At 40.8% G+C, this 25021-nt stretch carries 19 protein-coding genes; 14 read left to right on the top strand and 5 right to left on the bottom strand.

Features of this window, described 5'->3' with window-relative positions:
- Positions 1 to 87 precede the first annotated feature (87 nt).
- Positions 88 to 1251, bottom strand: a complete 1164-nt coding sequence (locus tag PBAT_RS07530) for an MFS transporter (protein WP_068648160.1) — start codon at positions 1249 to 1251, stop codon at positions 88 to 90.
- A 225-nt stretch (positions 1252 to 1476) separates the two neighbouring features.
- Here PBAT_RS07530 and PBAT_RS25535 point away from each other — a divergent pair, with 225 nt between their 5' ends.
- Complete coding sequence (locus tag PBAT_RS25535) at positions 1477 to 1614, top strand: hypothetical protein (protein WP_169810089.1); 138 nt, start codon at positions 1477 to 1479, stop codon at positions 1612 to 1614.
- Between the two features lie 216 nt (positions 1615 to 1830).
- Here the strand turns inward: PBAT_RS25535 and PBAT_RS07525 are convergent, their stop codons facing one another.
- Positions 1831 to 3012, bottom strand: a complete 1182-nt coding sequence (locus PBAT_RS07525) for a glycoside hydrolase family 130 protein (protein WP_068648158.1) — start codon at positions 3010 to 3012, stop codon at positions 1831 to 1833.
- A gap of 1 nt (position 3013) precedes the next feature.
- A complete protein-coding gene (locus tag PBAT_RS07520) occupies positions 3014 to 4183 on the bottom strand; it encodes an AGE family epimerase/isomerase (RefSeq protein ID WP_068648156.1) in 1170 nt (389 codons plus the stop codon).
- A 215-nt stretch (positions 4184 to 4398) separates the two neighbouring features.
- Here PBAT_RS07520 and PBAT_RS07515 point away from each other — a divergent pair, with 215 nt between their 5' ends.
- Together PBAT_RS07515 and PBAT_RS07510 are read left to right on the top strand one after the other, a co-directional pair.
- The gene (locus PBAT_RS07515) at positions 4399 to 8712 is read left to right on the top strand and encodes a glycosyl hydrolase (RefSeq protein ID WP_211267824.1); all 4314 of its coding nucleotides are present in this window, start codon (positions 4399 to 4401) and stop codon (positions 8710 to 8712) included.
- Between the two features lie 345 nt (positions 8713 to 9057).
- A complete protein-coding gene (locus PBAT_RS07510) occupies positions 9058 to 10509 on the top strand; it encodes an RICIN domain-containing protein (protein ID WP_068648152.1) in 1452 nt (483 codons plus the stop codon).
- 188 nt (positions 10510 to 10697) lie between these two features.
- Here the strand turns inward: PBAT_RS07510 and PBAT_RS07505 are convergent, their stop codons facing one another.
- The gene (locus tag PBAT_RS07505) at positions 10698 to 11711 is read right to left on the bottom strand and encodes a substrate-binding domain-containing protein (RefSeq protein WP_068648150.1); all 1014 of its coding nucleotides are present in this window, start codon (positions 11709 to 11711) and stop codon (positions 10698 to 10700) included.
- 436 nt (positions 11712 to 12147) lie between these two features.
- On the opposite strand from PBAT_RS07505, the gene PBAT_RS07500 reads away from it, so the two are divergent.
- From PBAT_RS07500 to PBAT_RS07455, 10 genes are all read left to right on the top strand, one after another.
- Positions 12148 to 13479 (top strand): ABC transporter substrate-binding protein, encoded by a 1332-nt coding sequence (locus tag PBAT_RS07500; RefSeq protein ID WP_068648148.1) that lies wholly within the window; start codon positions 12148 to 12150, stop codon positions 13477 to 13479.
- Positions 13480 to 13584: 105 nt separating this feature from the next.
- Positions 13585 to 14460 (top strand): carbohydrate ABC transporter permease, encoded by an 876-nt coding sequence (locus PBAT_RS07495; RefSeq protein ID WP_068648146.1) that lies wholly within the window; start codon positions 13585 to 13587, stop codon positions 14458 to 14460.
- A gap of 2 nt (positions 14461 to 14462) precedes the next feature.
- The gene (locus PBAT_RS07490) at positions 14463 to 15296 is read left to right on the top strand and encodes a carbohydrate ABC transporter permease (protein WP_068648144.1); all 834 of its coding nucleotides are present in this window, start codon (positions 14463 to 14465) and stop codon (positions 15294 to 15296) included.
- Between the two features lie 38 nt (positions 15297 to 15334).
- Complete coding sequence (locus PBAT_RS07485; RefSeq protein ID WP_068648142.1) at positions 15335 to 16357, top strand: glycoside hydrolase family 130 protein; 1023 nt, start codon at positions 15335 to 15337, stop codon at positions 16355 to 16357.
- A gap of 14 nt (positions 16358 to 16371) precedes the next feature.
- Complete coding sequence (locus PBAT_RS07480; protein WP_068648140.1) at positions 16372 to 17304, top strand: glycoside hydrolase family 113; 933 nt, start codon at positions 16372 to 16374, stop codon at positions 17302 to 17304.
- 62 nt (positions 17305 to 17366) lie between these two features.
- Positions 17367 to 18332 carry an alpha/beta fold hydrolase gene (locus PBAT_RS07475; protein ID WP_068648138.1) on the top strand — a complete coding sequence of 322 codons (966 nt, stop codon included), beginning with the start codon at positions 17367 to 17369 and terminating at the stop codon, positions 18330 to 18332.
- Positions 18333 to 18349: 17 nt separating this feature from the next.
- Positions 18350 to 19444, top strand: a complete 1095-nt coding sequence (locus PBAT_RS07470) for an SGNH/GDSL hydrolase family protein (protein WP_068648136.1) — start codon at positions 18350 to 18352, stop codon at positions 19442 to 19444.
- Between the two features lie 246 nt (positions 19445 to 19690).
- Positions 19691 to 20713, top strand: coding sequence for an LLM class flavin-dependent oxidoreductase (locus PBAT_RS07465; RefSeq protein WP_068648134.1), 1023 nt, complete (start codon positions 19691 to 19693; stop codon positions 20711 to 20713).
- Positions 20714 to 20719: 6 nt separating this feature from the next.
- Entirely contained in the window at positions 20720 to 21625 is a 906-nt protein-coding gene (locus PBAT_RS07460; RefSeq protein WP_068648132.1) for a LysR family transcriptional regulator, read from the top strand.
- Between the two features lie 116 nt (positions 21626 to 21741).
- Complete coding sequence (locus PBAT_RS07455) at positions 21742 to 22875, top strand: 5-methyltetrahydropteroyltriglutamate--homocysteine S-methyltransferase (RefSeq protein WP_068648130.1); 1134 nt, start codon at positions 21742 to 21744, stop codon at positions 22873 to 22875.
- Between the two features lie 89 nt (positions 22876 to 22964).
- On the opposite strand, the gene PBAT_RS07450 is transcribed toward PBAT_RS07455, so the two are convergent.
- Entirely contained in the window at positions 22965 to 23876 is a 912-nt protein-coding gene (locus PBAT_RS07450; protein ID WP_068648128.1) for an NAD(P)/FAD-dependent oxidoreductase, read from the bottom strand.
- A gap of 238 nt (positions 23877 to 24114) precedes the next feature.
- On the opposite strand from PBAT_RS07450, the gene PBAT_RS07445 reads away from it, so the two are divergent.
- Positions 24115 to 24672 (top strand): hypothetical protein, encoded by a 558-nt coding sequence (locus tag PBAT_RS07445; protein ID WP_068648126.1) that lies wholly within the window; start codon positions 24115 to 24117, stop codon positions 24670 to 24672.
- Positions 24673 to 25021 lie beyond the last annotated feature (349 nt).

Raw genomic sequence — 25021 nt, 5'->3', positions numbered from 1 at the left:
TTAACAGACCTGATTAATAGATTGCTTATGTAATCGCCCCAAGTAACTTTTGTACGAATGGGGATTCATTATTGACTGATGATTTCTTTAGGTGTCCGCTTCGGTATTGCGTTGACTACCTCCGTACGTTCGATGTAGGACCAGACCGAATATCACGCCGACACAAGAAATTGCTGAGATAGATAGGAACAGTGTCTTAGCTCCGAAAAATTCATACATAGCGCCCCCAACATAGGAAGCGAAGATGCCAGATACTCCAAAAAATAGTAGAGCCAGTACAGTCTGACCCGTTGCACGCCACTCAACGGGCACGATTCGATATAAGTACTGAATAGCTGCTGTATAAAATATCGGGAATGTAAGCAGTTGGAGGACTTGCAAATAAGCTAGCCAATGTGGATCAGTTATCCATGCAGAAATAAAGAAGCGTATGAAATAAAAGGCACCGGCAATTGTAATGAGGATAAGTTCCTTACCTTTACGTAGCCACCAGAAGCTTAGAGCAAATACGACAATTTCACTGCCTGCTGCTAGAAACCAAGCTTGCCCTACCAATGCTGGATTTCCTCCAAGTTCAAGGATATATATACCTAGAAAGGTGTCGTTTATCCGCGCTGGAATGGAACAGATGAAGACTAGCAACAAGAACAGAAGTGTTTCTTTTCCACTTAAGAAATTTTTGAGACTCTTCAACGTTACGGGTTTAGCGGCTGCTGGTGCATCGGGTATAGGAAGAATAATGATAAAGCTTAAAAGTCCAATACCAGCAAATACTAATGCTAAGCTGTGAGAGCCATAGTGGGTCATTAAGTAACCAGTTAATAACGCCATAACCGCATAGCCCAATGCCCCGAATGTACGAATGGAGCCGTAGTTAATACTAGTGGATTCAGCTATTCGAAAATTCATACTTTCCGTTAAAGGATCAATAGGCATAAGAAAGAAATAAGTCAACATTGCAAATACAATAAGCATGGTGTAACTAGTCGTATTGTACAACAGAAATCCGGTGATCGAAGCGCAAACAATCAGAAGCATTAATACTTTTCGAATCGTCTTTGTCCGGTCACTAATCATCCCCCACAAAGGCTGAGCAATGATTGTTATTATCCCACCCGTACCAATGATGAATCCAATCTGTGATGGGCTTAACCCCTGTGAATCGAAATAGACAGGAAGAAAAGAGACAAACATAGCTAGCAAGGCAAAATACAAGAAATTAAAGGCCCGTAACGGTGTGGATTGTTTCATGAAATATCATATTCCTCACGTGATTGTATTATTGAACGCATTGCAGCCTTCCTATTGTACCATGAATGGGCGATTCTCGGTAAGGTAGAGGTGCTTAGATCAAGAGGATGTACTTTAAATTTGTGTAATAATGAATCCGTTTATTCTTAATGTGAATAGTCCGAACACATAACTGCAACAATACTATACTGAACCCAAGTCACACTAGCCTAGGAGGAATGACAGATGAGCCCAGATAAGAATCTAATCAATACGGTAAAAGCTTTAGAAAAGAACCCTGTGACGAGTCAACAAGCGCAACAATTTCAACAAAAAAAGAATGACAGACGCAAAGAAATGCTACAAGATGATTCAAAAGAGTAAGATAGGATAATAACAGATAATTCTCCGTTAATGTGGTAGTAAGATGAGTAGAAAAGAGGAGGGGATCCCTCTTTTTTTCTTGATATTTCGTAACCCGATTGAAGGATTAACGAAATTGAAAAAAAGCCAACGACGGTTGTGTACCGGTCGTTAGCTCTTCGTATTGTATCTCTGTCGAATGCAGAAACCGTTCTAATTTCTCTTAAATCATTCTATTCATGAGTGTTTCTGTAGTAACAGTTCGTTAAGCTCGATCAGTTCCTTACGTTGGTTTGCATTATCTAGGGAACGGAAAGGATCCTCTGGTGTGTTAAAGGTATAATCAATCAGACGTTCAATCGTCGTAGTAGCAACATGAATTCTAGTATCACTGGAAGCATAATAGATCATCACGTCTTGCTTCTCATTTACAACGGCACCATTACAAAAGATAACATTCGATACATCGCCTACGCGCTCCTCATCATAAGGCGCGATAAAGTGGCCACCAGGTTTGGCAATGATCTTCGTCGGATCCTCTAAGCTTGTAGCAAAAGTATATAGTACATAACGTAGCCCTGCTGCTGTATTCCTCACGCCATGTGCAATATGAATCCAGCCAAGATCTGTCTTAATAGGTGCTGGCCCCTGACCATTCTTGACTTCATAGATGGTATGGTATCTACGTTCATCAATGATCTGCTCATGAACAATAACTGGATTTAGGACATCATCACATAGACCAAAGGCAATACCACCACCTGAACCAGTAGAGATAAATCCGTCCTGTGGACGAGTATAGAAAGCATATTTGCCATTCACAAATTCTGGATGTAATACAACGTTACGCTGTTGTGGTGATGGGGTTTGTATGTTAGGAAGGCGTTCCCAACTCAATAAATCCCGCGTTCTTACAAACCCAGCTTGTGCTACTGCACTGGATGTGTCGAAGGGAGCAGCATCAGGATCTTTCTTCTCCGAGCAATAGATACCATAGATCCAACCGTCTTCATGTAGTACTAGTCGCATATCGTACATATTCGTTTCTTCTTGATCGATATCTTCCCATGTAAGCGGAGTCCCAATGAATCGGAATTGATCAATACCATTGTCGCTTTCAGCGATAGCAAAAATAGACTTACGATCAAGACCTTCCGTGCGGATCACAAGATAATATTTGTTATTGAAATAAATGGCCCCTGGATTAAGGGTCGCATTAATTCCTAATCTCTCCATGAAATGCGGGTTGGTCTCGGCATTCAAATCAAATCTCCAATGTAACGGTACATGGTGTCGGGTAATGACAGGGTATTGATAGCGATCATAAACCCCGTTATAGAAGGTTGTATTTTTTTCATTGGTTCGGTTAATCAAGGTCTCTTGTTCGGCTAGAAGCTCTTTATATTTCGCGTGTATCATATTAGTTCACCCTTTCGATCATTTCTAAACAAAAACGACTGTTGTGATAAGGACATTTCCAAGCACCATTGATTTCTCTCGGAGAAGGCGTACCATCAGGTTCGATGGACCAGAACCATTCTCCATTTGGTCGGTCATCAATAATATTGTCCTTGATATAATGCCATAGATTACTGACCAATTTGAGGAAAATAGGATCTTGAGTACGTTGATAAGCATTATAGAATCCCACGATAGCTTCTGCTTGAACCCACCATACCCTAGTTTTGTCCACATGATCTTGTTCTTGCTCATTTATGAGCGAACCATCCTCTTGTATCGCGTAGTTCGCAATGTTGTAGGCAATATCGATGACCATCTGTACATATTCCGGCTTATCTATATTAAGAACGTGTAGCGTTCGGTCAATGAGCCAACTAGCTTCGATATCATGACCGAAGGATTTGAGATCAAGCAATGAATGCCATTTCTTATCAAAGAAGACGCCTAAGAATTTCGTGTTGGGATTATATATTTTGGTATATAAGATTTCTAATAGGTTTGTAAGAGCTGCTCTAAGCCGATCATCTGGCCATACGGTGAATAAATTCGTATAGGCTTCTAAAACATGAATATGTGTATTCATCGTAATATCCGCTTGAACGCCATTTTCACTCAGCATCTCATTTGGAATTTCTGTCCACACTCGATCAAATTCTTCTTTGTAAGCATTAATCTCTGGATTGAAACCTTTCATTTCAATCAAATGGAAGAGTTGCTTAGCCATTTCGAGGGCATTTGGATCTTTAGATGCTTTGTAGTATTCACTTAGTGCATATATACCAAATGATTGCGTATAAACATGCTTTCTCGTATCTTTGGGAGCTCCCATGTAATCTACCATCCAATACAATCCCTGAAATTCCTTATCCATGATTTGATCTATTAGAAAGGTATATGCATGTTTAGCGCAGGAAAGATATTGCTCATTGCCGGTGATGACATACGCAGAAGAGAAAGACCACAGAATTCTAGAAGTGGCTATCCCCCCCTTATCTGCCTGAGGTTGTTGCTGAAGATCAATATTGACTCCACCGTAAAAACCTCCATTCGTCGAATCCATGCAACCGGACCAGAAGGGAAGGATATGATCTTCCAATTCTCTGATTATTTCTGCTTTCAGTTTTTGCAATGAAACCCCACCTTTTTAATTAAAGTAAACGATTACTTAACAAAATCATTTTAATATTCATACCGGTAGTTGTCAATATAATTAGTATTTATAAGGATTAATTAATTGTTTTAAATATAATTTGTTTAATATTTAAAACAAGATATTGACGAGTAAGCGCTAACATAATATGATCATGGGGTTAACGTTAACTTAAATTTAGGAAGGGGTTTATGATGAAAACATTAAAATGTGTTCCATTGTCAGCGGCTGCCGTATTGTTTGTTTCTCTATTATCAGCATCTGGGTTTAGTTATGCAGAATCGTTGGATACTGTTTCACAAAAGGAGACATCCGCAATCCATTGGGCTGGTACCAGTATTGAAAAGTGGATGGGGGAAGGGTTGATAAAAGGCTATCCAGATGGATCCTTTTCTCCAGACAAAAGTGTGACTCGTGCCGAGTTTGTTACGATCATGAACCGGGTTTTTGGTTACTATCAGAAGACAATACAACCATTCGCTGATGTGTCGGCGAATGCATGGTATACTAACGAACTTTCTGTAGCTAAGGAAGCGGGTTACTATGATGGATTTAACAATAATAGGTCTCAAGCGGATGCAGAACTAACCCGTCAAGACGCCGTAACTCTAATCGCTCGAGCTTTTCTTCTGAAACATGAAGGGAATATTGACGCTTCTGTAGGGTTTAAAGATGTAAAGGAAATTAATGCGTATGCAATTGATGCGGTTCGAGAATTATCTAATTATGTAAGCGGTTACTCGGATGGGACATTTAGACCGGATGTGCCCATCACTCGGGCTGAGGTTGTTACATTGGTAGATAAACTCGTCAAAGCATATTATTCACAACCGGGCATTGTTCAAGGGGGAAGTATACAAGGTAATGCGGTTATTAATCATGAAGGTGTGACTCTTAAGGATGCGAATATCTCTGGCGATTTGTACTTAGCTCCTGGGATTGGTGAGGGAGAAGTTACGCTCGATAACGTAACGGTTAATGGAACTACTTATGTATTAGGTGGTGGTAACCATAGCATCATTATTCATAACTCTAATCTAAATCAAGTGGTTGTTAACCGGAAAGAAGGCGCTGTGACTATCCGCGTTACAGGCTCAACTCAAATGGAACGACTCGTGTTAAATAGCCGGTCTACACTCGATATGCGTTCAGGGTCTGTTATTGGTTTTGTTCAGGCGAATAATCCGTTTGAATTGAAAGGAGAAAAGGGTTCAACGGTAAAGAAGATGGAGATTGGAGCTTCAGCAAATGGCAGTGAAGTAAATTCACAAGGCACACTAACCGAAGTGAATATTCTGAGTGGAAGTGTTAAGATCAACGGCCAGTTAACAAATCCAGGAATAACTAGTGTTATTAATGGGCGTATTTCAAGTCGAACGAATATGGGCCCCGTGACTGGCAGTGTGAGTTCTGGTAACACGCAAGGAAGCAGTGGGAGTTCAGGGGGGAATGGAGAAACCGGGGGAACAGATAACGGTGCTGGATTAAGAGTTGAGAATCTAGTGGATGCGGAAGCGACTTCAACAACCAAATCCCTGTTTGCTTATCTGTCTGATACAAGAGGGAAAGAGGTATTATTCGGACAGCAGCATGTCACGGACGTTGGACTATCTTTTAGTGAATCTACACCAACTGGAACACAATCCGATGTTAAAAATGCCGTTGGAGATTTCCCTGCTGTATATGGTTGGGACACGTTAAGTCTCGAAGGTAAAGAGAAACCCGGTGTATTTGGAGATCCAGTGAAAAGCAGAGAGAATTTAGCGATTCTTATGAAAAAAGCGCATGACAATAAAGGGATAATTACGCTCAGTGCGCATATGCCGAATTTTGTTACAGGGGGCAGTTTTAACGATGTAAAAGGTAATGTGGTAGAACATATTCTGCCGGGTGGTGATAAGAATGCCGACTTCAATGCCTATCTAGATCAAGTCGCAGATTTAGCGAATCAATTAAAAGATGATCAGGGAGAGGCGATACCAATCTTGTTCCGTCCTTTCCACGAACAAAATGGTGGCTGGTTCTGGTGGGGAGCACAAACAACTTCACAAAGTGAGTATGTAGAGATCTATCGGTATACAGTAGAATATTTGCGCGACTTGAAGAATGTCCATAATTTGCTGTATGTCTACTCACCAAATGGTTCCTTTGGAGGCAGTGAAGCGAAATATTTGACCACGTATCCTGGTGACGATTTCGTAGATATCCTAGGTATGGATCAGTATGATAATCAGGAGACTCCTGGTGCAGCGAACTTTCTAAATGGTCTTGTGAGTGATCTTGGTATGATTGCCAAGCTTGCAGATACAAAGGAGAAAGTGGCTACCTTCTCTGAATTTGGTTATAGTCCGAGCGGGATGAAGACAACTGGAAATGGGGATTTGAATTGGTTCACTAATGTGCTGAATGCGATTAAGCAAGATCCAGATGCGAAACGTATTGCTTATATGCTTACTTGGGCCAATTTTAATCTGAATGGGAACTTATTCGTACCCTATCATAACGCCAGTAATCTGGGAGATCATGAACTTCTGCCTGATTTTATTAAATTCTATAATGACCCCTATACTGCGTTTAACAAAGAGGTTGGGGATCTGAAAGCTAAAAAGGTACAGGCGAGTGCAGAGAAAGCCTTTATGCATATTGCTTCACCCGTGAACCAGTCTACGGTAAGAATAGGGGAGACGAAAATCAGAGCTCGTGTGCTCGATGTGATTCCATCACGGGTGATATATCAGCTTGAAGGATCTGATATAGAAATGCCAATGGTATTAGATCAAGACGGTTATTACTCGGCTGATTGGGCAATAGATCCAGCATTTAATGGTAATACAGCTACCTTTACCGTCAAAGCATACGATAACAACAACGTTTCTATTCTCCAACAGACGAATATGGTGTTTGTGAAAGTGAAAGAAGTTCTGATGAAGTCGTATACGTTTGATAATGATACTGAAGAGGTTGAGAGCGTCGGCACATGGTCGGGTGCGAATGAGAATGGAACTTCTATTGTACTAGATGTAGAACATGGCGAGTTTGACAGCAATGGTGCGCTGCAATTAAATGCTACCGGACTTGAACCAGATGACACGTGGCAAGAGTTAAAGTTGAATCTTTCCAACGTTGCTGAGACTGTTAAGATCTCGGATGTTAAACGGGTGAAGTTGGATCTATTGATTCCAGTTAGTGTGGATAATAATCCGGATGCGACGGTTCGAACTATGGTACTACTTCCACCAGATTATAATATTAAATTTGGGATGGATTCTACGGAGAAGAAGCTAACAAGTCTAAACAAAGTCACGGACACTATGGGACTTGAATATTATCGGTATTCCGCTTCAGTTGATCTAACTGATCCAGCGTTATCTTCCGCAGCTAAAGGGCTTAGCATATCTATCGTGGGTAACGGGTTTAGCTTCGATCGCCCAATCTATGTTGATAATATTCAATTATTCAGTGTCTATGAAGAGGCTGTGAGCGACCCAGCTCGAATTGATGACTTCGAAGGTTACAATGGCGTGGATGCCGCTGTAGCTGATCTATACAAACCTCAGGGAGATGGGGTTGAAGTGTCTTTAGATACGACTAATAAACAGGGTGGAAGTTATGGATTGTCTTATAAGTACACTCTGGGGAATCAGACGTACGCAGGGATATCAAAGACTTTGAACGAAGTGGATTGGTCTGAATTCAACCAATTAGAGACATGGATTAAAGCAGATGGTCTAGGACAGAAGTTAGTGTTTCAACTGCATGTGAGTGAGGGGGACTTCGAATACTACCCAGATACAAGTACGGATGTGGCTCGATTAGAAAAAATGGATTTCAATAAATTTGTACCTGTTCATGGTGCTACAGGAACACTGACGAAAGAGAAATTGAAGGATGTGCAAAAGTTCTCTATCTTCGTTAACTCCGTAAATGGGTATACAGGAACAAACAGCATGTACTTTGATGATATTAAAGCTGTCTACGATCCGAATGTAGGGGATGGTTCTAACGGAGGAGGTGGGTCTGGAAGCAATCCGCAGGGACCGGGAATTCTATATGATTTTGAAACGGGTACGGAAGCGTGGTCAGTAGACGAAAGCCAAAATGACGCGAATGCTCAGGTAACTGAAGTTTCTTCAGATATGTTCTCTACAGGCTCGAAGGCATTACGATCCGCGTTTTCGTTGACTGGAACTAGCTTTGAATTGAAGAATGATACACCGCTTGATCTTAAGGGGTTGAAAGAGATTACCGCCAAAGTCAAATTATCTTCAGGGTCTGCCAAAGTAAAACTATACATTAAAACAGGAAGCGTCTGGGAGTGGAATGCTAGTGAAGTATTCGAGATAATAGCTACCAATGGTGGGGATTTCACGAAGATCACGTTGCCTTTGGATAAAGTGAAGAATCTAGATACAGTCAAATCTATGGGGATTAAGTTGGAGTCTCTATCTGGAACTGGAGATGCATTTATTTATTTGGATGAGATTACGCTGGTTGGTGTAGATAAATAAACGTGGGTTAAAAATCACCAATCAATGTTGTCGACCTTCTTCGGTTGGATTCGTCCATCGACAATGATGGTAATTGATGATCTCATCTTGCCAATTATGTATCGTTTTCAATCCGCTTTTAACCACTCCATGGTCGATTGTATCGATCCGTGGACATGAAAGCGACGGCGATTCGGATCGCTTTTGGCGTAAGTAGCATGAAATCAGGAAATACGGATGGAACTTCGCATTATAACTTAAATATGCAGCTTTCATCCGGTTAACAAATCAAGCACGTCAGTACAAAGATATATTACATTCATCTTGTAGACGCTATCAAAATCTATATTAAAAAGGAGCTTGATAATGATGGTGAATTTCAAGAAAATTTATGCACTCTTTTTGACATTTGTAATGATCTTTTCAGTTGCAATGAGTGTTGGAGCTGAAACGGCGAGTGCCGCTTCTGGGTTTTATGTAAGCGGTACGACTCTTTATGATTCCACTGGAAAAGCATTCAAGATACGCGGAGTAAATCATGCACATTCTTGGTTTAAGAGTGATTCGGCTGTGGCAATGAAGGCTATTGCTGCAACTGGGGCAAACACAGTCAGAATCGTACTATCTGATGGGAGTAAGTATACCAAGGACGATGCTAGTACTGTGAGCAACTTGATCTCTTTGGCTACCCAATACAAATTAATAGCTGTCCTTGAAGTACATGATGCGACTGGAAGTGATTCAACATCTGCACTTGATAGTGCGGTTAATTATTGGATCGGACTTAAAAGTATCCTTGTCGGTAAGGAAGACCGTGTCATCATTAATATCGCGAATGAATGGTACGGTACATGGGATAGTAACGGCTGGGCAAATGGATACAAGAGTGCGATTCCTAAGCTAAGAGGTGCTGGTCTTAATCACACGTTGATGGTTGATGCTGGAGGGTGGGGACAGTACCCACAATCTATCATTGATAAAGGGAAGGAAGTATTCAACACGGATGTGAATAAGAACACCATGTTCTCTATTCATATGTATGAATATGCAGGTGGTAATTCTTCTCAAGTGAAATCCAATATTGATGGCGTGCTGAATCTAGGTCTCTCGGTAGTTATTGGAGAATTTGGTAATAAGCACACAGACGGCGATGTAGATGAGGCTACTATTATGAGTTACACGCAGGAAAAAGGCGTGGGTTGGATGGCTTGGTCATGGAAAGGAAATGGATCAGATTGGGCTTACTTAGATATGTCTAATGATTGGGCCGGTACGAGTCTGACAAGTTGGGGTAATACCGTTATAAATGGTTCTTACGGATTCAAATCTACGAGTACAATTGCGCCTATATTTGGTGGTGGCGGTGACAGTGGTAGTATCTCAATCGATACAAATAGCTATTATAAGTTGATAAATCGCAATAGTGGTAAGGCGCTGGAAGTATACTCGCACTCCACTTCTGACGGTGGTAAGCTTGCTCAATGGTCAGATACTGGAAATGCAAACCAACAGTGGAAATTCACCGTGACCAGTGATGGGTACCACAAGATGACGAACCGCAACAGCGGGAAAGTAGCGGATGTAAGTGGAAAACTCACGTCCGATGGTGCTAAAATAGTACACTGGTCGGATAACGGGGGCAGCAACCAGCAATGGAAACTGGTGAGCACAGGAGATGGTTATTACAAGCTAGTAAATCGGAACAGCGGTAAAGCTATGGATGTACTTTCTAAGTCTCAATCTGACGGTGCGGATATTGTGCAGTGGTCGGATAACGGGGGCAGTAATCAGCAATGGAAATTGATTAAGGTAAACTAATGAAAATAGGATATGGAAGCATTTCTCTAAGAGAAAAGTTCCATATCCTTTTTAGGGCTCAACCTCGTATTTCATTGATACTTAGTCTGCATCTGCTTATTCCTTTGTTGTTGGGTAAGACTTACAACATTACAGGAATAGCAGATGTTTTTGTTATTTAGATTTTCTTCAAATGAGCATGTTCTTGCTCATGTACCAATCAATGCTTGTACAGAATCACGGTAAATGATTTTCCCTTGAACTAAGACTCTTCCAAAGCGCTTATCTGGATTCTTTATCTTCTCCATAATAGAGTTTACTGAGGTGTTGGCCATTTGTTCGATATCCACTTCTACCGTAGTTAATGGAGGAGAGGATAAGGTTGCGTAAATGTCATTGTCAAAACCTACGATAGAACAGTCTTGCGGAATTTGGAATCCATTTTCTATTAACTTTTCTGTAAGAAGATAAGCGACTTGGTCGCAGTTACATACAAATGCCGTAGGGAGGGGGTTGGGAAGTTCGATATCAATGAATATCCCCTTGTCATCTCGATCGTTAAGAATTAGAAGCTGATTTAATGGAATGTTGTGTTCTAGCAAGGACTTATAATACCCTAAGAAACGGTCCTGAATACTACTTGTTGAATGAATATTACCCACATAGGCAATTTCGCAATGTCCATTTTGAATCAGGTAGTTGGTAATTTCGTAAGAACCATAGAAATTATCCGTAATGACAGAGTCAATATCAGCATGTTCATCATAGAAGTCCGTAAAAATTTTGGGTAATTGCATCGTTTCTATGATATCTATGTATGCTTTGTTGACTTGTCCGAGGACGATAATCCCGTCTACCTTTTTCTCGTAATAGATTCTTGGGAGATTCAATTGTTCTTCATCTTCACTATTAAGAATATTGAGAATGCCATAATATCCATAATTCTCTAATAGTCGAGAAATATGCTGGTAAATTCTCAAATAGAAGGACTGAGACACCCCGGTAAACCGCTCTGGAATGATAACACCAATATTATAAGATAGGCCATCCTTCATGGATTTAGCAGTGGTGTTGTATCGGTAATTCATTTCTGTAGCTAAGTTCTTGATCTTGGCTTTTAGCTCTTCACTGACGCCTTCTTTGTCTCCAAGAGCCTTAGATACGGTAACTGTGCTGACGCTAAGCTTTTTAGCGATATCTCGCATGGTAACATTGTTTTTCACTGAAGCCCCCACCTAACTATCCCAGACTACTTACCTTAAAATTTATTTCCTACTAGTATACGGTTTTACTTATCAATAATAAAGGATAAATGTCTCTAATTTCCACATTTGTGGTATGTAGTGAATATAAACGTTAGTATGCGATAGGCAAGGATTATTATCTCGAAGATTATCGTTAACTTACGAAATATATTTATTTACTCTTTGAATTCATAATAAGGTATATGAGCGGAAAAAGAAAGGAGATGAAATAATATATAACTAAAGAATTACGAAATGGATAAATAAACACAAAAAAACCTTATTTAATAAGGTTTTTTTATATTTTAGGAAAAATATGTTTACAAATATCTTGACCGGAAAGCGGTTCCAATGTAAGATGAACTTGTTACTTAAACGGTAACCTTAATTAAACGAGAGAGAGGGTTTTAGAGAGATGAAAAGTCGTAAAATGCTTCTTGCAATCATGTCGTCACTTTTAGTTATTGCTATGGTCGGTTGTTCAACTTCTAATGGCGGGAACAAAGTAAGTACAGATCCAGGTACTGCAACCACTACGGGAGGTAAAGATCTTAAGGGCGATATTACAGTGCTCACGCAAAAAACTGATATTGTAGATACGGTGTTCAAAGATTATGCAGCTAAATTTAATGAGAAGTATCCGAATATTAAAGTTAGCTTTCAAGCATTGTCAGATTATGAAGGCCAAATCAAAGTGCGAATGAATTCAAATGACTATGGTGATGTGCTATTACTACCGACAAGCATTCCTCTTGCTGATACACCTCAATTCTTTGAACCGCTAGGTGATTTTGATGAAATGAAAAAACAATACAATGGTCTTGAAGAAAGAACTGTGGATGGTAAAGTCTACGGTATCGCAACTACGATTAACTTTAACGGTATCGTTTACAATAAACAGGTATTTGAAGATGCGGGAATCAAGGAAGCTCCAAGAACACCTGAACAATTCTTGACTGCATTGAAAATGGTTAAAGATAAAGGCAATGCAATCCCTCTGTATACCAACTATGCTGCAGGCTGGCCATTGACTCAATGGGAAGCAGATTTGACAACAGTTGCAGGGAATGTGGATTATGTCAACGTCACTCAACCGACTTCGGATGATATTTTTGTCAAAGGACAACCACATTACGAACTTTATAAGATATTATTCGATGCAGCACAACAGGGTCTGATTGAGAAAGACCCATTGACAACGGATTGGGAATCTTCCAAAGCTGATTTGGCTAACGGCAAAATCGCTACGATGGTCCTTGGATCATGGGCTCTTGGACAAATTCAAAGTATGACTACAACTCCTGACAACATCGGATATATGCCTTTCCCTACAAATGCAGAGAAGGTTATTATGCCACTCGCTGATGATTATACTATCGGTATAAGTGCTAAGAGTTCAAACAAAGAAGCTGCTAGAGCATGGGTTGATTGGTTCATTAACGATTCCACTTACCCAGTTACAGAAGGTGGGGGTATGAGTCCTGTAGTAGGTGCTGAATTACCGGCCGCACTTAAACAATTTGAAGGAACAGATATTGAGTTCCAATTTCAGACTGCAGCTAAAGCTGGTCAAGAAGGTCTAGTTGATAAAATCGATAAAGACTCTGAAATTGGTCTATGGCAGCCTGACTTTAAGAAACGTATTATTGAAGCGGCTATTGGGAACAAAAAGGAAACTTATGATGACATTATGAATGATCTAAATGAAGCGTGGAATAAATCGCGCGCAGCAGTAGCTAGCGAATAACAGTGGTATAAAACTTCTTAATTAAGGAGAGAAGAAATCGAACAGTAGGTTCGGTTGCCTTCTCTTCCTTCTACTAAGAAGTTGGAATGAATGGAGGTCGGAGTAATGTTCAAGAATATGAGTTACAAAAATCAAAGAAAAATCATCATCATTGCTTTCTCCCTGATACCGGTTATTCTGCTATTTACCTTCGCTTATTTACCGGTCATCAATATGTTTAAGTATAGCTTTACGAATTGGAATGGATACAGTCCCGAGTATAAGTGGGTTGGGCTAAAGAATTATAGAACTATTTTTACGGATCCGAAATACTTCACAGTCTTTAAAGTCAGCTTGTATTATTTTGTGGCAACATTTGTGCAAATGGGGCTGGCATTATACTTCGCAACGATACTTAGCTTTAAAGTGCGTGCTGGAAATTTCTTTAAGGGTATTATCTTCTTCCCATCATTACTAAATGGCGTGGCGATCGGTTTCATCTTCTTATTCTTCTTTAAACCAGATGGGACGCTTGACACTGTGCTTCAGTACATTGGTCTAGGAAGTCTCACACAGGGATGGTTACTTAACCCTAACCTTATTAATATCTCACTTGCAGGAGCCTCGCTATGGAGGTATATGGGTTTCAACTTTATTATTTTCCTAGGTGCGATTTCCTCAGTAGGTAAAGATGTCTATGAAGCTTCCGATATTGACGGGGCTAACAAGTGGCATCAATTCTGTCATATTATTCTTCCAAGTATTAAACGTATTCTTCAGCTTAATCTTATTCTCGGAATTAGTGGTGCAATCAGCGCCTTTGATATTCCATATATTATGACTGGTGGATCTAATGGAAGTAATACTTTTGTTATCCAAACGATCGATGTCGCCTTTAAATACAATAAGCTTGGACTTGCTTCCGCTATGGCCGTTGTATTGCTCTTCATTGTTATTGTTGTGACTGTCATTCAGAGGCTTTTGGTTAAGGAGGGAGAATAAGTATGTACAAATTAAAATATACGATAGCTAGCATACTCAAATACCTTTCTCTGATCATTGCTACTCTGGTTGTCTTGATTCCAATTGTGGTTATCATATTCGCATCCTTAAAGACAGGTCAGGAATATGCAACGAGTAATCCACTTGAACCTCCGACGAATTGGTTTAATTTCGCTAACTATTCGAAAGCTTTCGTAGGTGGTAAGATGCTGCTCGGTTTCGCGAACACGATATTTATTCTTATCGTTTCCATTATTGGAGCGACATTAATTGGATCTATGGTCGCTTATATATTAAGTCGATTCAAGTTCCGAGGAAGAAAGCTATTAATGACTGCTTTTCTACTAGCAACGTTGATTCCAAGTGTGACTACCCAAGTGGCGACATTCAAAATTATCGACTTTCTTCATTTGGTGGATACACGGTTCGCACCAATTATTCTCTATTTAGGAACAGATATTATTGCAGTATATATCTTTTTACAATTCTTAGATTCGATCTCAGAGTCTCTAGATGAATCAGCTATGCTTGATGGTGCTTCATACTTCACTATTTACTTTAGAATTATTTTGCCACTTCTAGCACCTGCCATTGTAACTGTCATTATTGTTAAAGGGGTCAACATCTATAATGACTTCTATACGCCTTTCCTTTATATGCCAAGTCAGGATCTGCAGGTTATATCAACGGCATTGTTTAAATTCAAAGGTCCATATGGTTCGCAATGGGAAGTCATTTGTGCAGCAATTATTATCTCTATCATTCCGATTACGATTGCTTTCGTGTCCTTGCAAAAATATATCTATAATGGGTTCGCCCAAGGTTCTGTTAAATAAAAAATATAAAAAAAACAATATGTGGAGGGAATATCATCATGGAAAACATTAAAATTATTGGAGGAAATCTGGCAAATATGCCTTGGCAGGATAAACCGGAGGGTAGCGTAGGTCCTGTATGGAGACATTCGGAGAACCCTATCGTAAAGAGAAATCCAGCAAAAGGCATCGCTCGTATTTTTAATAGTGCAGTTGTGGCTTATGAAGATCGGTTCATCGGGGTATTTAGAGCTGAGACGATTAACGGTCGTCCTCATCTACATATGGGGGAAAGTGACGATGCGCTAAACTGGACGATAGACGAGAATAGAATTGAGTTCATTGACGAAGAAGGAAATCCATTCCAACCTCGATATGCTTATGATCCGAGGGTGGTAAAGGTTGAAGATACATTTTATATTATCTGGTGTACAGATTTCTATGGTGCTGCAATTGGTGTTGCGAAGACTGAAGACTTCAAGACGTTCGTTCGACTAGAAAATCCGTTCCTTCCGTTTAATCGTAATGGCGTGCTATTCCCAAGAAAAATTAACGGTAACTTTATGATGTTGTCTCGTCCGAGCGACAGTGGACATACACCATTTGGTGATGTGTTCTTGAGTGAAAGTCCTGATTTTGTCTACTGGGGCAAACATCGCCATGTCATGTCCAAAGGTGGAGATGGTTGGTGGCAAGCGGTGAAAATTGGCGGCGGTCCAGCACCTATTGAAACTTCTGAAGGTTGGTTGATGTTCTATCACGGAGTTACAGGTACCTGTAATGGTCTTATCTACAGTATGGGGGCAGTTATTCTCGATTTAGATGAGCCGTCTAAAGTAAAATACCGTTCGTCGAACTATATCCTTACACCGGAAGAATGGTATGAAGAGAGAGGTTTTGTAAATAATGTGGTGTTCCCATGTGCAACACTTCATGATGCACAAACAGGAAGAATTGCCATTTACTACGGCGCAGCGGACACTTACGTAGGTGTGGCTTATACTACGGTAGAAGAAATTGTGAATTATATCAAGGATACGAATGAAGTTGTAGGGGACGATCAAGAAATCGGTATTATGTAAGGAGAGATACTACCATGGAATACATCAAGGGATTCACTTTTGGATGGATGTGCAACAAGGGAGACTTCTTGAAACCAGAAGCAAAGGACTCACTGAAGCTGTTACAGGAGAGAACGGGTAGCACCTATGTCATATTCGCACTTGCTGCACTCCAGGAACAACCGCAATCTACAGTCATTGATTATACTGGCGATCACATGGTCAATGATGATGAATTAATTGAAATGATCCGATATGCCCAATCTCTGGGGTTGAAGACTATTATGAAGCCAACGGTAAATGTTGCTGACGGAACATGGCGAGCGCATATTAACTTTTTTGATCTGGATGTTCCTTGTGAACCGAAGTGGCGAGACTGGTTCGCAAGTTATACGGCATACCAACAACATTACGCTACTATTGCGGAAGCAACGGGGTGTGAATTGTTTATTGCTGGATGTGAAATGGTTCAGACCGAGCGGCGAGCAGATGAATGGCGCCAGGTTATTGCAGCTGTACGTGAGAATTATTCTGGTCTTGTCACTTATAATACGGATAAATACCAAGAAGGACATGTAACTTGGTGGGATGCGGTAGATGTTATTTCTTCTAGTGGCTACTATCCGATAGATGATTGGGACAACCAGCTCGATCGGATTGAGAAGATCATAAAACCTTATAATAAGCCGTTTTTCTTTGCTGAAGCGGGATGTCCAAGTCGCAGCGGTTCTTCATTCGTTCCGAATAACTGGGATCTCATTGGTGATATAAATTTGGCTGAACAAGAGGAGTTCTATCAGGAAATGTTCGAGAAGTCGAACCGCAGAGACTGGATTCGGGGATTCGGATTGTGGGACTGGAGTCACTTCCTTTATGAAGAGAATACAGCTGCACAGAATGATGGATATGATGTGTATGGTAAGCCTGCGGAGAAAGTGATTCGCGAATTCTATCAAAACTTTAATTAATCTAAATACAGACTGACAGCCCGTCATGGACGGGCTGTTTCAGCATTAAGGAGAGATATAAGATGGCGTTAGAAATGTCTATGGAACAACTAAAAACGTATATGGGCAGTAGCCCAAAACCGGAAGATTTCGATGTGTACTGGGATCGTGGTCTTCATGAATTAGAAAAGCAGGGGACGACATATGAACTTGTTCCTGCTGATTTCCAAACGGAGTTAGCAGAATGCTTCCATCTATACTTCACAGGTGTGGGCGGTGCACGAATTCATTGCAAGATGGCTAGACCTCGTATACATAAAACAAATAGTCAGGGTCCAGCGATCGCGATGTTTCACGGATATTCTTGTGATAGCGGGGATTGGCTCGAGAAAGCTGCCTATGCGGCACACGGTTATACAGTGCTAGCCCTAGATTGTCGCGGACAAGGTGGACTGTCTGAAGATAACTTAAATATTAAGGGGACGACGATTCGTGGTCATATTATCCGTGGTCTGAGTGATCCAAATCCTGATAATCTGTATTATCGAAATGTATTTCTGGATACGGTACAGACGGTGAGAATTCTGATGACGATGGATCAGGTTGATTCACAACGAATCGGTGTTTACGGGCAATCTCAAGGTGGAGCACTAGCTGTTGCCTGCGCAGCATTAGAGCCGCGAGTAAAAGCAGTTGTTCCGGTACATCCCTTTTTGTCAGACTACAAGAGAGCTTGGGAGTCCAATATTACAACTAGTGCTTACGAGGAACTCGTCTACTTCTTTCGATCATTTGATCCAAATCATTTACATGAGGATGAAATCTTCAATCGGCTTGGTTATATAGATATTCAGAATTTAGCTGATGGTATTCGGGCTAAAGTATTGTGGATTACGGGTCTCAGTGATGGGATTTGTCCGCCATCTACCCAATTTGCAACGTACAATAAGATTACCTCGCAGAAAGATACACTATTATATCACGAATATGGACATGAATATCTACCTAATTTATCCGATAAAGTATTTCAATTTTTTGCTGAAATCTAGGAAATGAGGTGTTCTTGATGACAGGAATCTGGAATCATAGAAGCAGTCTAACAAGAACGTTACAACGGATTCAAGAAGGAGAACTTACGATAGGTTTTATTGGAGGTTCAATTACGGATGCAAGACCACGTCATAATTGGCCGGAACCTGTGATTGCTTGGTTCGCTGAAAGATTTCCGCAGGTAACCTTGAAGATAGAGAATGCAGCTATTGGAGCTACGGGTAGTGATCTTGCCGTATTCCGTGCACGAAGAGATTTAATTGAGAGAGATTGCGATCTTGTATTTATGGAATATGCGGTTAATGATGCAGAAGAACCGGAAGAAAAGCGAGGTCGGACACGAGAGGGATTGATCCGACAACTTGTGGACGGGAGAGGTAGGGATCTGTTGCTGACCTACACCTATTGTCAGGAAATGTACAATGATATGATGGAAGGACGAGTGCCAGATTCGATTTCTCAACTGGAGAAGCTTGCAGAACATTATAGGTTGGGATCAGTTTGGATGGGTAAATATGCGCTTGATGAAGTACAAAAGGGACGTATACGATGGCAGGACTGGCTCCCTGACGGGCTTCATCCGACGCAGCGAGGAAGTTTGAGCTATGCACATAGTGTGATTGCATTTCTTGAACAAGAACTTTTGATTCAACATGGAGAAGATGAAGTTACTGACGTAACAGGTAAACCGGATGCTCTTTATCCGATGAATTGGGAGAAGGTTGAATTACTTCCTCTTGAACAAGTGAAGTGCGAAGGACCATGGATCATTCGAAGATGGGTGAACTTAGAGTGGATAGACCGAGTATTAGAAACGGCGGCTGTTGGATCGAAGCTCTCGTTCACCTTCGTTGGTCGTGGCTTAGCTCTCGGATTTGATTTCGGGCGGGCATCGGCTGAATTTCGCTATCGCCTTTGCGAAGGGGAGTGGAAAGTGATATCACGTGAACGTCCATCGTGGGTGGCTGATGAAGGTTGGTTCCGAATGGAACTGATCGCAGATGATCTGGATGATGGTTTCCATGACTTTGAATTGGAAGTTATCCACGGCAATCGAGAGAACTGTACTGGAACCGATTTTAGGCTAGCCTTTATCGGAGTCATTCGTTGATTGATGAAGGGGATTGAATTCATAAAGTTGAAACATGAAACAACAAGCGCATCATCTCATCGGTTGGATTGCTCTAGATTAAGATGTTATACTTTAGGAACATTAAACTTATTTAATGAAACTTGGCTTATATAAACTTAATATGCATTGGCATATTTCTCATAACATTAAGCCCTTTAGTTGAAGGGCTTTTTATTATAATTAATTAAAGCCTTACATCACAGAGAAGAGGAGAATTGTTCATATATGATTAAATTAGGTGTACTTGACCAGGTCTATGTAAATGAAGGACAGACTGCAACAGAGGGGCTTCAACAATCGACTCGGCTTGCAAAAGCAACGGAAGATCTAGGATACACCCGTTATTGGGTGTCTGAACATCATGCTATGCGCGCGCTTGCGTTCTCTAGTCCAGAAGTATTAGTGGCACACTTGGCAGCTGCAACTAGTCGAATTCGGGTTGGTTCTGGCGGAATCATGCTTCCACATTACAGTGCGTATAAAGTTGCTGAGAATTTCCGATTGTTGGAAGCTCTACATCCAGGTCGTATCGATCTAGGTCTTGGGCGCGCACCGGGTGGTATGCCACTTGCGACGAGAGCTCTCCAACAAAACAAATACGTTGATGTGAATAAATATCCTCAGCAAGTGCTTGATATTATCGGCTATTTACATGATTCAATCCCTGTTGGACACCCGTTCGAGAAACTGATGGTAGCGCCAAGCATTTCAACGGCACCTGAAATTTGGTTACTAGGCTCTAGTGCTGAGAGTGCTAAGATCGCTGCATCACTCGGTACCTCATATGCATTCGCGGAGTTCTTTGGCACTCCTGGAGGAGAAGCGGCAACGCAACATTATAACGAACATTTTGAGGCTAATTCTGTATTAAAGGATCATCAGCGTTCGATGATTGCAACACTCGTGATTTGTGCAGACACGGAAGAAGAAGCGAACAGATTAGCGACAAGCAGTGATTTGTTATTTCTCGGTATTAGAACAGGGCTTGAGATTCGATTCCTACCTTCAGTGAGCACCGCAGTTAATTATCCATACACGGAGATGGATTTACAACATATTAAACAAATTCGCAAGAGTCGGGTTATTGGCACACCAGCTCAGGTGAAGGAACAGTTACTACAAATGAGTAAGGATTACCATGTCGGGGAAATTCTCCTCAATAGTCCAATTCATGATGAGAAAGCTAGAATACACTCCTACAAGCTGATTGCAGAGGCATTTGGAATGAATGTACAAAGAGAGGACTAGAATTCATTGACTCTACAACAATTGAAATATGTGATTGAGGTTGCGAGTCGCGGTTCCATGAACTTAGCTGCCAAGCGATTATTTATATCCCAGCCAAGTCTCTCGAATGCGATCAAGGATCTGGAAGAGGAAATTAAAATTACTATTTTTGATCGAACGAATAAGGGGATCTCTCTGTCTAAGGAGGGGGTGGAGTTTCTAGGTTATGCACGACAGGTTGTTGAACAGGCGGAGTTACTGGAAGCGCGATATCTGGATGCACTTCCTTCTCCCCAGAATTTCTCAGTATCTACCCAACACTACGCTTTTGCAGTGAATGCATTTGTGAATTTAGTGCGTGAATACGGTCAAGAAGAATATGAATTGGCATTACGTGAGACGAAAACTCATGAAATCATTCAGGATGTAAAGAGCTTGCGTAGTGAAATAGGAATACTATATCTTAATGAGTTCAATACGAAGGTGATAAGCAGACTTCTTAAAGACGCTAAGCTACAATTTAACAGCTTATTTACGGCAAAACCTCATATTTTTATTAGTAATAGGAATCCCCTAGCTAAAGAGACGATGGTAACGATCGATCAACTACAGCACTATCCTTACCTGTCCTTTGAGCAAGGGGAGTATAATTCCTTTCATTTCGCAGAGGAGATCCTCAGCACGTTATCACATCCTAAAAGTATTCGTGTAAATGACCGGTCCACGCTCTTCAATTTGTTAATAGGGTTAAATGGTTATACAATCTCTACTGGTGTTCTAAGCGCGGATCTGAATGGTAATGAGATTATTCCTATCCCTTTGGATTGTGATGAAATGATCAACGTAGGGTGGATATCTCATAAAAATGTTGCGCTCACCAAGCTCGCATCAGCCTATATTGAGGAACTTCATAGAGCGATAGGCGAAAATTAGAATGGTATAGCTTTAAGCTATAACTGGATATAGCTTATTGGAGTTATATTATAACTGAACAACCGTGGTATCTTTTATTTAGCGATATATTATATACACTAAAGGAGATTACCCAAATGAGTACAATTGAGAATGCAGCAAAGCGTGGAGTCACCCCTTTCAGATATGATACAGTAGGTAGTTTCCTGCGTCCGCAAGTACTTAAAGAAGCTAGAAGCAAATTTCAGAACGATGAGATCTCCGCAGACGAGTTGAAGAAGATTGAGGATGAAGAAATCATTAAATTGGTTGAGAAGCAGAAATTAGTTGGCCTAAAAGCGGTAACGGATGGTGAATTCAGACGTTCTTGGTGGCATCTTGATTTCATGTGGGGACTAGATGGTGTGGAAAAGGCCATCGTTGAACACGGGTATCTATTCCAAGGAATAGAGACAAGAGCGGAGACTGCACGATTAACCGGTAAAATTAGTAGTTCTAATCATCCATTTGTAGCTCACTTTGAATTCTTGAAACAAGTTGCAGGTGATGATGTTGTAGCACGTCAGACCATTCCTGCTCCTGCACAGTTTCTTGCTGAACTTCTACGTGCAGAGAACAAAGTGAGTACCGATGCTAATTATAGTAGTATCGATGAGTTGGTGGCGGATATTGCAAGTGCCTACAACACTGCTATTCGTAGCCTATATGATGCTGGTTGCCGTAGCGTGCAATTGGATGATTGCACGTGGGGGATGCTCTGTGACAAGAACTATTGGGAAGCAAGACAACAAGAGGGTATTGATATTTCTGGTCAGGCTATGCTGTTTGCACTAGTTAATCAACAAGCGATTGCTGACCTTCCTTCTGATTTGGTTATTACTACGCATGTATGCCGTGGGAATTATCACTCTACTTGGGCATCTTCAGGCGGATATGAGCCTATAGCAGACGAGCTATTCGGAATCGATAATATCGATGGTTACTATCTAGAATTTGATACGGATCGTGCAGGTGATTTTACACCATTGAAGTCATTGAAAGATCAGCAGGTTGTATTGGGTCTGGTATCTTCCAAAATAGGTGCGCTTGAGGAGAAACAGGATATCATCGATAGAATTAAAGAAGCGGCTCAATATGTAGACATCAACCATATCTGCCTCAGCCCGCAATGTGGATTCGCCTCCACGGAAGAGGGGAATATCATTACGGAAGAAGAGCAGTGGAACAAGCTCGCATTCATCAAGGAAATTACCGATGAAATTTGGAAGTAAGCGTATTTGAGAACTTACATTAGATTAAATGACGTTAAATAAGCAAAAGTAGCCTACGGTTCGTGACCGAGGCTACTTTTTGTTGCGTTTTAACTATTCCATGCCTCTTCAAGCAGTTCACTATTAATGCCTATACCGGCCAAAGCTCCCATGGATGCAGCTGTAATCACTTGATACATGACCGTTGAAGCATCTCCTGCACTATAAATACCCGGTACATTCGTTTTACCTATGTTGTCGACGATGATGGTTCCTGTTTCCGTAATCTGGCAACCTAAAGCTTGAGGTACGTCTGATCCAGTAGCGAGCTTAGGTGCAAAGAAAATACCAGTACATGGAATGATTATACCGTCTTCAAGTACAACTTCTTGCACCATGCCATCATTAGATACGATACGCAAAATCGGTGAATCAAATGAAGAAATGTTATGTTGCTTAAGTTCCTCGCGTTGTTCATCCGTCCATTCATCAGGGCCATCGGTACAAATAGTAAGTTTGTTTGACCATCCGGATAATGTTTTGGCTAAGTGAAGAGCTCTATCACCATTAGCAATCATGACGAGTGACTGGTCTCTTAATTCCCAGCCATCACAATAAGGGCAGACAAAGGCACTTGTACCATATACAGCAGTCAAGCCGTCAATATCCAAAGGGAGATCCTTCATGCCAATGGCAAACAGTAACTTTTTGCTCCGAAAGGTGGTTCCGTCTCCGATTGTAATTAGAAAATCACCATCGGTTCCCGTGATGGTTACAGCGGTATCCGCTACAAAATGGACGGAGGGATAAGCGCGAATCTGCTCCATTGCAATTCGTCGTAATTCACTCGGTTTAATGCCATCTCTGGTCAGAAATCCATGAGATTCACGAGTTACCCGATTGCGTGGACGATCTTCATCAATAAGCACCACGCTTTTTCTTGCTCTGCCCAGCACAAGTGCAGCATTCAGACCTGCGGGTCCACCACCAATAATCCCAACATCGATAAGTTGTTCCATCATGACCATCCTCCTAGATTTTAATAACTATAATAGATCCTTAATGTCTGTGATTAAATCACAAGATCATTACTCGTTTAACCAGACATTCATTGTCTGGATCTGCAGTTTGTATTATAGACTCTATTTGTCCGTTATTCAAGGGTAGAAGCATCTTCAATATAAAAGTGGTAGAATGTACATATTATCAATAGGTTTAGTAAAAACTATTTATAACTAAGTTAACCCAAGGAGGAACACAATGATAATCAAAAAAGGTAACATACTTCAAGTATCACTTCTTCTCCTCTTATGTATAAGTATGCTCTTAAGCGGCTGTTCTAAGGCACAACCTGAACCAGAAGGAACAACCCCACCGGTAGAAACTCAAGCACCTACAGAATCGAATACCAATAATACAACGGAACCACCTAATTCGAATTCACCATCAGGGTCAACGGTATCAGATACAGAGGGAATTCCAGCTGGTGTAACAATTAAAAAAGTAATCAAAGATGTGGAAGTGAAGAATAACTATCGTAAGAAAGTAGAATTACTTTCAGATGGGGGCAAGCGAATTACAATGACTGACCCCAACGGTGGGGTCATCATGAAACATATCGAATACGAGGGAGTTATTCTATCGGTAAATGGCAAGAAGGTTGATGTACAAGTGGAACAAGGGGGCCAACAAACGATTAACATTCCAAGTGAAATCGTCATTGAAGATGATGAGAATCTCGGACTCGTCAAAGGTGTTGAAATCGAATGGGATGTAGATACCGAAGGGAAAATTCAAAGCGTGGAATTAGAGGATTAACTAATTAAGTTAAATGTCAGTTCGAAATACCTATATTGTGGTAATCATAAGGAACATAATCGACAAAAATTGACTCTATTCTTCATGAAATAGTATAATATACCTACGGAGATGATCAGACATGGATAATGGGTATTTTAAAGGATTTCAAAAGATGAGTCATGAAAACGAGATGAGGTCTGTACTCCTTATACGAGGAGTCAAAAGGATTCTTGAGGCGAAGAAGGAAGAAAGTTTTTTGAAAAAGATTTTCCAGAAGAAAAAGCATATAGAACCCAAAGCTTGGAAAAAGATTGTGTGATAGATCGAAAAGAGGAACTCTGGCCAACTGATATGCTCCCCTTATAGT

This window comes from Paenibacillus antarcticus (assembly GCF_001637225.1).
In the GTDB taxonomy this organism is placed as follows: Bacteria; Bacillota; Bacilli; order Paenibacillales; family Paenibacillaceae; genus Paenibacillus_AQ; species Paenibacillus_AQ antarcticus.
Note: the sequence above shows the minus strand (reverse complement) of the source record. Positions and strands in the feature narration are given on the sequence as shown.